The organism is Curtobacterium flaccumfaciens UCD-AKU (assembly GCF_000349565.1).
Classification (GTDB): Bacteria; Actinomycetota; Actinomycetes; order Actinomycetales; family Microbacteriaceae; genus Curtobacterium; species Curtobacterium poinsettiae.
In genome coordinates, this window is record NZ_KB714631.1 from 481,271 (window position 1) to 491,226 (window position 9,956).

Annotated in this window: 11 protein-coding genes; 9 read left to right on the forward strand and 2 right to left on the reverse strand. The window is 69.9% G+C overall.

Translation table 11 applies throughout. The features are described from left to right. Positions 1 to 72 precede the first annotated feature (72 nt). Both H489_RS35865 and H489_RS35870 read right to left on the reverse strand, forming a co-directional pair. Positions 73 to 345, reverse strand: coding sequence for an HPr family phosphocarrier protein (locus H489_RS35865; protein ID WP_017888725.1), 273 nt, complete (start codon positions 343 to 345; stop codon positions 73 to 75). 69 nt (positions 346 to 414) lie between these two features. After that, positions 415 to 1,185 (reverse strand): DeoR/GlpR family DNA-binding transcription regulator, encoded by a 771-nt coding sequence (locus tag H489_RS35870; RefSeq protein ID WP_017888726.1) that lies wholly within the window; start codon positions 1,183 to 1,185, stop codon positions 415 to 417. Positions 1,186 to 1,436: 251 nt separating this feature from the next. Between H489_RS35870 and ptsP the strand changes: the two genes are divergently transcribed. From ptsP to H489_RS0120015, 9 genes are all read left to right on the forward strand, one after another. Further along, complete coding sequence (ptsP, locus tag H489_RS35875) at positions 1,437 to 3,095, forward strand: phosphoenolpyruvate--protein phosphotransferase (protein ID WP_017888727.1); 1,659 nt, start codon at positions 1,437 to 1,439, stop codon at positions 3,093 to 3,095. A 53-nt stretch (positions 3,096 to 3,148) separates the two neighbouring features. Continuing rightward, positions 3,149 to 4,723 carry a PTS mannitol transporter subunit IICB gene (locus H489_RS35880; protein ID WP_031260552.1) on the forward strand — a complete coding sequence of 525 codons (1,575 nt, stop codon included), beginning with the start codon at positions 3,149 to 3,151 and terminating at the stop codon, positions 4,721 to 4,723. Positions 4,724 to 4,811: 88 nt separating this feature from the next. Next, positions 4,812 to 5,249, forward strand: coding sequence for a PTS sugar transporter subunit IIA (locus tag H489_RS35885; RefSeq protein ID WP_017888729.1), 438 nt, complete (start codon positions 4,812 to 4,814; stop codon positions 5,247 to 5,249). Further along, complete coding sequence (locus tag H489_RS35890) at positions 5,246 to 6,403, forward strand: mannitol-1-phosphate 5-dehydrogenase (RefSeq protein WP_017888730.1); 1,158 nt, start codon at positions 5,246 to 5,248, stop codon at positions 6,401 to 6,403. Before H489_RS35885 ends, H489_RS35890 begins: the two co-directional genes overlap by 4 nt. 90 nt (positions 6,404 to 6,493) lie before the next feature. Continuing rightward, positions 6,494 to 7,426 (forward strand): quinone oxidoreductase family protein, encoded by a 933-nt coding sequence (locus H489_RS35895; protein WP_017888731.1) that lies wholly within the window; start codon positions 6,494 to 6,496, stop codon positions 7,424 to 7,426. 103 nt (positions 7,427 to 7,529) lie between these two features. Further along, complete coding sequence (locus tag H489_RS35900; RefSeq protein ID WP_017888732.1) at positions 7,530 to 8,075, forward strand: DUF805 domain-containing protein; 546 nt, start codon at positions 7,530 to 7,532, stop codon at positions 8,073 to 8,075. Between the two features lie 82 nt (positions 8,076 to 8,157). Further along, positions 8,158 to 8,724: a DUF805 domain-containing protein gene (locus tag H489_RS35905; RefSeq protein WP_017888733.1), complete on the forward strand. Its 567-nt coding sequence runs from the start codon at positions 8,158 to 8,160 to the stop codon at positions 8,722 to 8,724. Further along, positions 8,721 to 9,245 (forward strand): DUF805 domain-containing protein, encoded by a 525-nt coding sequence (locus tag H489_RS35910; protein ID WP_017888734.1) that lies wholly within the window; start codon positions 8,721 to 8,723, stop codon positions 9,243 to 9,245. Before H489_RS35905 ends, H489_RS35910 begins: the two co-directional genes overlap by 4 nt. After that, complete coding sequence (locus H489_RS0120015; protein ID WP_017888735.1) at positions 9,242 to 9,934, forward strand: DUF805 domain-containing protein; 693 nt, start codon at positions 9,242 to 9,244, stop codon at positions 9,932 to 9,934. The genes H489_RS35910 and H489_RS0120015 overlap by 4 nt, the downstream gene beginning before the upstream one ends. Positions 9,935 to 9,956: the final 22 nt, after the last annotated feature.

The following is a 9,956-nucleotide window of genomic DNA, read 5'->3' on the forward strand; positions in this document are numbered from 1 at the left end:
GGAGGCACGGTGCCAGCTGGCACCGTGCCTCCCGTCCGTCTGGTGGTCGCGTGCAGGACGCGACCTGCGCGATCAGGCCGCGTCGTGGTCCGTCCCGAGGAACTCGACCAGGCTGTCCGCGGTGGTCTCGGCGTCGTCGCCCGAGACGGTGAGGGTGACCTCGTCGCCGTGCTCGATGCCGAGTCCGAGCAGGGCGAGGATGCTGCCGGCGTTCCCGGACTTGTCGCCCTTGGCGATCGTGACCTGGTGCCCCGACGCCGTCACGGTCTGGACGAAGAGGGAGGCGGGGCGAGCGTGCAGGCCGGATGCGCTGGCGACGGTCACGGTGCGGGTGGCTTCGGACATCGATGTACTCCTGTCGACGGGTGGTTGGCTCATGCTAGCGAGCGCTGGGTGGGCGGGAACGGGGCACGGTCAGGCTCGGCCGGGCCAGAAGACCTCGGTGCCGGCGGCCTCGACCTCGCGGACCAGGTCGAGGTTGACGGCGGGGTCGGTGATGATCGTGTCGATCGCGGCGAGCGGGGCGACGCGTCCGAACTCCTCGCGGCCGAACTTGGTGTGGTCGGCGAGCAGGATGCTCCGCCGTGCGGACTTGATCATCGCGCTCTTCACGGCGGCCTCGGCCACGTTGTGGGTCGTCAGGCCGCGCTCCGGCGTGATGCCGTTGATGCTGATGAAGGCGACGTCGACGCTGACCATGCCGATGAGCTGGTGCGTCCACGTGCCGACGCCGGCCAGCGAGTCGCTGCGGATGTTGCCGCCGAGCAGGTGCAGGTCGAGGCCCGGGCGGTTCGCGACGGCGGTGGCGACCGGCAGCGAGTGCGTGACGACCGTCAGGCCGCGGTCGGTCGGGAGCATCTCGGCCAGGCAGATGGTCGAGGTGCCGGCGTCGATCATGATCGAGCCGTTCTCGGGCAGTTCCGCCAGGGCGGCCTCGGCGATGACCATCTTCTCGGTCTGGTTGATGCCGCCGCGGTCACCGACGCCGGGGTGCAGGGTGATGCGCTCGACCGGGATCGCCCCGCCGTGCGCGCGCCGGACGAGGCCGCGGCGCTCGAGGCTCGTCAGGTCGCGGCGGATGGTCTCGGGCGTGACGGCGAGCAGCTCGGCCAGGTCCTTGACGTCCACCCGGCCCTGCGCGCGCGCCTGCTCGACGATGCGCTGGTGGCGTTCTGGTGCGTACATCGGACCTCGTCGTCTCGGGTCGGAACGGAACGGACATGTTCGGGCGCGACATCCGTGATGTCGGTGCCGTCGGTCGATCCGCCAGACGCAAACGGGCATCTGTTTCTGTATTTTTATCCCCGGATGTGTTTGTTTGTCAACGCTGATCGGGGTAGTGTGCTGATCAGCCGCACGGGCGTGGTCTGTTCCCGTGCCGCGTGCACCGAACGATCCACCCCACCGCAAGCGCGTGTGAGATGAAGGAGTCTCGAATGTCCGAACTGCTCGGCACCGGCGTCGGCCGTGGCGTCGCCCACGGCCCCGTGCTCCGGATGGCTGACCCGCTCGGCGAACCGTCGAAGGATGCCCTGGTGGGTTCTGCGGACGACGCGAAGCAGGCCGTGCACGACGCACTCGCCGCCGTGGCGGACGACCTCAACAAGCGCGGACAGCTCGCCGGTGGCGACGCCCAGGCCGTGCTCGAGGCCCAGGCGCTGATGGCGCAGGACCCGACGCTGCTCGACGACGTGCACGCCCGCATCGACGGCGGCACGAACGCCGAGCGTGCCGTGTACGAGGCCTTCGCACAGTTCCGCGACCTGCTCGTCGGCATGGGCGGCTACATGGGGGAGCGCGCGGCCGACCTCGACGACGTCGCCCAGCGCATCATCGCCAAGCTCCGCGGCGTGCACGCCCCCGGTGTCCCCGAGTCGGACACCCCTTTCGTCCTCGTCGCCCGCGACCTCGCACCGGCCGACACCGCCCTGCTCGACCTCGACAAGGTCCTGGCGCTCGTCACCCGTGACGGCGGCCCGACCTCGCACACCGCCATCCTCGCCCGTGCCAAGGGCATCACCGCAATCGTCGGTGTGACCGGTGCGGACGACCTGGTCGACGGCCAGTCCGTCGTGGTCGACGCCATCGCCGGCACGGTCGTGACCGACCCCGACGCCGCACTGGTCGCGGACGTCGAGCGCCGCATCGCCGACCGCCTCGCCGCCGCAGCGGCACCGCTCACCGCCGGTGCCCTCGCCGACGGCCACGTCGTGCCCCTGCTCGCGAACCTCGGCAGCCCCGCCGACGCCGCCGGCGCCGTTGCTCTCGGTGCGGAGGGCGTGGGGCTCTTCCGCACCGAGTTCCTCTTCCTCGACTCGCCCAAGGCCCCCACGGTCGACGAGCAGACCGAGTCGTACCGCCAGCTCCTCGCGGCGTTCCCCGGCAAGAAGGTGGTCGTGCGTGCGCTCGACGCCGGCGCCGACAAGCCGCTGCCGTTCCTCACCGACAAGGACGAGGAGAACCCCGCCCTCGGGCGCCGCGGTCTCCGTGCCCTGCGGAACCACCCCGAGGTCCTGCGCGACCAGCTCACCGCGCTCGCCCAGGCCGACGCCGCGACCGAGGCCGACCTGTGGGTGATGGCCCCGATGGTCGCCGACGCTGAGGAGACCGAGTACTTCGTCACCCTGGCGCGTGAGCTGGGCATCCGCACCGCGGGCGTCATGGCCGAGGTGCCGTCGCTCGCGCTGATGGCCGACCAGGTGTTCCAGAACGCCGACTTCGTGTCGATCGGCACGAACGACCTGACCCAGTACACGATGGCCGCCGACCGCATGCTCGGCACCGTCGCGTCCTACCAGGACCCGTGGCACCCCGCCGTCCTGCGCCTCGTCGCGCAGCTCGGCACCGCGGGCGCGACCGCCGGCAAGCCCGTCGGGATCTGCGGCGAGGCAGCAGCCGACCCGCTGCTCGCCGTCGTCCTGGTCGGTCTCGGCGCCACCACCCTCTCCATGACCCCCGCGGCCCTGGCCGACGTGCGCGCCGAACTCGGTCGCTACACGCTCGAACAGGCCCGCGAGATGGCGACGGCGGCACTCGCCGCGAGCACGGCGGCGGCCGCGAAGTCCGCTGCCGCGTCCGCGGTGCACGCCGCCTGACCCACCACTCCCAGCACCACGCAGCAGCTCCACCACACAGAAAGTCACCGCACATGACAACGTCGTCCGTTGCAGCGCCCGACGCACCCGCGAAGTCGCGGGGCGGCGCACGCGTCGCCGTTCAGAAGTTCGGCACGTTCCTCTCCGGCATGGTCATGCCCAACATCGCGATCTTCATCGCGTGGGGCATCATCACGGCCTTCTTCATCGAGACCGGGTGGACGCCCGTCGGGATCCTCGGCGGGTTCGGTGAGACGAACGGCATCGCCAACATCGGCGTCGTCGGCCCGATCCTGACCTACCTGATCCCGCTCGCGATCGCCATCCAGGGCGGCCGCATGGTCTACGAGACCCGTGGTGCCGTCGTCGGCTCGATCATGACGATGGGCGTCATCCTCGGGGCCAACGCGGGAGAGAAGAACCCGACCACGATGATCCTCGGCGCGATGATCTGCGGTCCGCTCGGCGCCTACCTCATCAAGCAGATCGACCGCATCTGGGACGGCAAGATCAAGCCCGGCTTCGAGATGCTCGTCAACAACTACGCGGCCGGTATCCTCGGTTTCGCGTTGGCGATGGCTGGTTTCTTCCTCCTCGCTCCGGTCTTCAAGGCCATCGCGAACGGCCTCGGCACCGCTGTCGACTTCCTCGTCCAGCACTCGCTCCTGCCGATCGCCAGCGTCATCATCGAGCCGGCCAAGGTGTTCTTCCTGAACAACGCCATCAACCACGGTGTGCTCGACCAGCTTGGCGCAGACCAGGTCAAGGAGTCGGGCAAGTCGATCCTGTTCCTGCTCGAGGCGAACCCCGGCCCCGGCCTCGGCCTGCTGCTCGCCTTCACCTTCTTCGGTGTCGGCATCGCCCGTTCGACCGCTCCCGGCGCGATCATCATCCAGTTCTTCGGCGGCATCCACGAGATCTACTTCCCGTTCGTGCTGCAGAAGCCGATCATGTTCATCGCCGTCATCCTCGGTGGTGCGACCGGTGTCGCCACCAACGTCGCTTTCAAGTCCGGGCTCGTCGCTCCGGCGTCCCCGGGTTCGATCATCGCTGTACTCGGTGCGACAGCGAAGGACAGCTTCGTCGGGGTCATCCTCTCTGTTGTCCTCTCCGCTGCGGTCACCTTCGCGGTCGCGACCTTCTTCCTCCTCGCCAGCCGCAAGCGTGACCTTGCTTCCGGCAACGGTGGCGACATGAGCGCCGCGATGGCGAAGCTCCAGGCCAACAAGGGCCGCGACGTCAACTCCGCGACCGCCGGCCTGCTCGGCAACAACTCCCCGGCCAACGAGGAAGAGGCCGAGGCCTCCCTCGGCGGCGTCGGCTCGGCGAGCACGGCGACGGCGACGAAGGTCCAGAACCTGGTCTTCGCCTGCGACGCCGGCATGGGCTCCAGCGCCATGGGCGCCAGCGTCCTGCGCAACAAGATCAAGAAGGCGGGCATCGAAGGGGTCACGGTCTCCAACAAGGCGATCGCGAACCTGTCCGGTGACGAGGACCTGATCATCACGCAGGAAGAGCTGACGGACCGTGCGAAGCAGAAGAACCCGAACGCGCAGCACGTGTCGGTCGGCAACTTCATGAACGCGCCGCAGTACGACCAGGTCGTCGAGCAGCTGAAGAACCAGTAACGCCACAACCAGTAACGAAGTGCAGTATCGGAGGGGACGGGGCTGACCCGTCCCCTCCATCACGTCCTCAACACAAGGAGAACCCCCGATGCCCGTCCTGCAGGAGAGCCAGATCCGCATCCACACCGAGGACACCGCGCCGACCAAGTCGGAGGCGATGAAGGAGGCGGCCGAGATCCTCGAAGCTGCGGGCGCGGTCACGGCCGACTACTACCCGGCGATGCTCGAGCGCGAGAAGAGCGTGTCCACCTACATGGGCAACTTCCTCGCGATCCCGCACGGCACCAACGACGCGAAGGACGCCATCAAGTCGTCCGCCCTGTCGTTCATCCGCTACGCCAGCCCGATCGACTGGGACGGCAACCCCGTGCGCTTCGTCGTCGGCATCGCCGGCGTGAACAACGAGCACCTCGACATCCTGTCGAAGATCGCGATCGTGTTCTCCGACGAGGACGAGGTCCAGAAGCTCACCGACGCCGCCGACACCGCCGCGATCCTGGCGATCCTCGGCGAGGTCAACGAGTGAGCACCAGCACCGCCGTCCACTTCGGCGCCGGCAACATCGGCCGTGGCTTCGTCGGGCTCCTGCTCCACCAGGCCGGGTACGAGGTCGTCTTCGCCGACGTCGCCGCCCCGCTCATCGACGCCCTGGCCGCAGCCGACTCGTACACCGTGCACGAGGTCGGGTCCGGCGCCCAGGACCACGAGGTCACGGACTTCCGCGCACTGAACAGCGCGCAGGACGAGGACGGCGTGGTCGCCGAGATCGCGACGGCCGCGATCGTCACGTGCGCCGTCGGCCCGAACGTCCTGAAGTTCATCGCCCCGGTCATCGCACGCGCGCTGGTCGCCCGTGACGCGGACGCCGCACCGATCGCCGTGATGGCGTGCGAGAACGCCCTGAACGCCACGGACCGCCTGCGCGAGTTCATCGTCGCTGCCCTGCCCGAGGACGGCCGCGACGCCGCCCTGGCGAAGGCCGTGTTCGCGAACACCGCCGTCGACCGCATCGTGCCCGCGCAGCCCGAGGGCGGCGGACTCGACGTGACCGTGGAGACCTACTTCGAGTGGGCCATCGACCGCACACCGTTCGGTGGGAACGAGCCGGAGATCCCCGGCGCGCACTACGTCGACGGCCTCGCCGCCTCGATCGAGCGCAAGCTCTTCACGGTCAACACCGGACACGCCACCGTCGCGTACCACGGCTTCGTCGCCGGGGCCGACAAGATCTCGGACGCCATCGCGATCCCCGCCGTGCGCTCCGAGCTCGAGTCCGTGTTCGCCGAGACGAGCGATCTGCTGGTCCGCCGGCACGAGCTCGACCCCGAGGTGCACCGCGCCTACGTGCAGGCGATCATCGGCCGGTTCGAGAACCCGCACCTGCCCGACACGGTGACCCGCGTCGGCCGACAGCCGCTCCGCAAGCTGTCGCGTGACGAGCGGTTCGTCTCGCCCGCCGCAGCGCTGGCCGAAGACGGCACCGAACCGACCGCGCTGCTCGACGCGATGGCCGCTGCGCTCCGCTTCGACGTCGCGGACGACGAACAGAGCGTCGAACTGCAGGCCCTCCTGGCATCGGACACGTCGGACGCCGACGTGGCCACGCAGATCACCGGTCTCGGTGCGGAGCACCCGCTGCACGCCGCGTTCGCCGACCGGATCCGGTCCGCACGCGCCTGACGACGTCAGCACCGACGAACGGGAGGCCCGTCACCAGCTGGTGACGGGCCTCCCGTCCGTCCCGGGGCCGCGACGCGTAGCGTCGCCCGCATGACGAAGTACTGGGTGGCCCCACGGTTCGGCGGCAGCGAAGTCCTGGAGTACGTCGACACCGAGGTGCCGGCGCCCGGCCCCGGCGAGGTCACGATCGCCGTCCGCGCCGCCGGCATGAACCCTGCTGACACGAAGCACACCCGCCAGGGCGACCCCGCGGACCTGCCGATCGCCGTCGGGTACGAGGTCGCCGGTGTCCTGTCCGCCGTCGGCCTCGACACCGAGATCGCGTCCGGCGGGGGAGTGGTCGGCGACGAGGTCCTCGCCTTCCGCATCAGCGGCGGGTGGGCCGAGTCGGTCACGGTGCCCGCGGCCGACGTCTTCGCGAAGCCCGCCGCGCTCGGTTTCGCGGAGGCCGCCAACCTGCTCCTCGCCGGCTCGACCGCCGCCGACATGCTCCGCGTCACCCGCGCCGAGGGGCGCGACACCGTCCTGGTGCACGGCGCCTCGGGCGCGGTCGGCGTCAGCCTGCTCCAGCAGCTGCGGCTGCTCGGCACGCGCGTCATCGGCACCGCGTCGGAGCGTGGTGCGGACGTCGTGCGACGCTTCGGTGGCGAATGGGTCGCGTACGGCGACGGCCTGGAGGCGCGTGTCCGTGATCTCGCACCCTCCGGCATCGACGTGGCACTGGACTGCGTCGGCACCGACGAGGCCGTCGACGTCTCGCTCGCGTTGGTCGCGGACCGGTCACGGATCGTGACGATCGCCGCGCAGGCGCGGGCCGCATCGGACGGCATCGCCGCCGTGGGTGGGGCACAGCCGGCCAGCAAGGCGTTCCGGGACTCGGTGCGGCAGCGGCTCATCGACCTCGCCGGTGCCGGAGGGCTCGAGGTCCCGGTCGCGCGGACGTTCCCGTTGTCCGAGGCGAAGGCGGCGGCGGAGTTGCTGGAGTCCGGGCACCCCGGGGGCAAGCTCGCCCTCCTGCCCTGACGCGAGATCGAGCCGGGTGTCGTCCCCGCGGATGACGCTCGCCGGCTCGGGGGAGTGCCACACTCTGTGTGGACCGACAGCCCACGCCGGAAGGAACGCACGCATGAGTGACCAGTACCCACCCAGGGACCCGTACGGGCAGCAGCCGGGGCAGTCCGGCCAGCAGCCGTGGGGGCAGCCGGGGCAGCAGCCTCCAGGGCAGTACGGACAGCCCGGTCCGGGTCAGCCGAGTGGTGGGAGATCCGAGCCGCCGCTCTGGGCGCCCTGGTACGGCATCCCCTTCCCCCAGGCGTTCCTGCGGTTCTGGAAGAAGTACGTGCGCTTCGACGGTCGGGCCAGCCAGTCGGAGTACTGGTTCTGGGCGCTCTGGTACCTGATCGGGTCGGCGGCCGCCGGCATCATCGGCAGCGGGTTCGACGTGTTGCCGTTCGTCAACGACGGCTCGGACGGACTCGGCAGCCTCTGGAGCCTCGCCTGCGCTCTCGGGTTCATCGCGTTGACCGTGCGCCGGCTGCACGACGTGAACCTCAGCGGCATGTTCGCGCTGTTCTTCATCATCCCGCCCATCGGCATCCTGTTCTCGTTGATCATCGGCCTGATGTCGACGAACCCGCAGGGGCAGCAGTACGACCGGCCGCAGCAGGGGTAGCGCGGCGGATCGGCCCTGCCGCCCGCTCGGGAGTTCTGGTTGACTCGGACGTGTACATCAGCCAACACTCGAGGGGGACCACGTGAGCGACCAGTACCCGCAGGATCCGAACAACCAGCCGAACGCCCAGTTCGGTGGCACGCCGCAGTACGGCCAGCAGCCGCCGACCGGGCCCGACGGGGAACCGCCGCTGTGGGCACCGTGGTACGGGATCTCGTTCGGCAAGGCCGTCGGCCGCTTCTTCAAGAAGTACGCGACCTTCAGCGGTCGCGCCAGCCGGAGCGAGTTCTGGTGGTGGTACCTGGCCAACGGGATCATCGGCATCGTCCTCGGCATCCTGTACGGCATCGGCATCGCCACCTCCGAACGCTCGACCGTGTCGATGTCGACTGCGACGTCCACCAGCGTCCAGTCGACCGTCACCGAGCCGTCCGCCCTCTTCGTCATCGTCGGCATCGTCGCCCTGCTCTGGGGCCTGGCGATCATCGTCCCGACGCTCGCCCTCGGCTGGCGCCGACTGCACGACGCGAACCTCCCCGGTGCGCTGTGGATCATCGCGCTCTTCGTCGGCATCGTCGGCATCGTCTTCGGTCTGCTGCCCTCGAACCCGCAGGGCGCGCGGTACGACCGTCCGCAGGGTGTCCGATGACCGAGAGCACGCAGCAGTGGACGCCCGCGGAGCAGACCGGTCAGCCGACCGGCGCCGCGGGCGTCCCGCCGCGATGGGCTCCGTGGTACGGCATCTCGTTCCCGAAGGCCATCGCCCGCTTCTTCGCGAAGTACGCCACGTTCAGCGGTCGTGCGAGTCGGAGTGAGTTCTGGTGGTGGTTCCTGGCGAACACGATCGTCACCGGGGCCCTGGTGACCATCGGCGCCGTCATCCGCCTCACCACGCTCAACGCCCGGACGGTCGACTACTACGGCACTGCGTACCAGGTGGTGGACCCGGTCCCGCCGATCTTCTGGGTGGTGCTCGTCCTGCTGGTGCTCTGGGGCCTCGCGACCCTGGTGCCGTCGCTCGCCCTGGGCTGGCGACGCCTGCACGACGCGAACCTGTCCGGTGCACTGTGGATCATCGCGCTGTTCATCGGCGTCGCCGGTGTCGTCTTCGGACTGCTGCCCTCGAACCCGCAGGGCGCGCGGTACGACCGTCCGGACACGAGCCGATGAGCAACGACGGGACGCCGCAGTGGGGCCAGCCGGGCGGCGACCAGCCGCAGGGGCAGCCCGGGTACGGGCAGCAGCCGGGCTACGGGCAGCAGCCTGGGTACGGGCAGCAGCCTGGCTACGGGCAGCAGCCGGGCTACGGGCAGCAGCCTGGGTACGGGCAGCAGCCGTACGCCCAGCCCTACGCCGACCCGTACCCGCAGTTCGCGCAGCCGATCCCGCTCGGGCCTGACGGCGCCCCGCCGCTCTGGGCGCCGTGGTACGGCATCGGGTTCCTCGATGCGTTCACGCGGTTCTTCAAGAAGTACGCCCGGTTCGACGGGCGCGCCAGTCGGAGTGAGTTCTGGTACTTCGTCCTCGCCAACGCCATCGTGACCATCGTGTTGTTCGGCGGGTTCTACGCCGTCCTGTTCGCGACGGTCGGGGCGAGTAGCGGCGTCGACGAGTACGGCAACCCCACGGGGAGCAGCGCTCCGTCGCCGTTCGCCTTCGTGCTGCTCGGCCTCTCCTTCCTGTGGTGGCTCGCCACGATCGTGCCGGGCATCGCGCTGGGCTGGCGTCGCGTGCACGACGCGAACCTGGCAGGCCCGTTCTGGCTGATCGCGCTGTTCGTCAGCGCGGCTGCGATCGTGTTCGGCTGCCTGCCGTCGAACCCGGCCGGCGCGCAGTACGACCGCCCTGACCTGCGGTAGCTCCACGAACGAGAACAGCCCA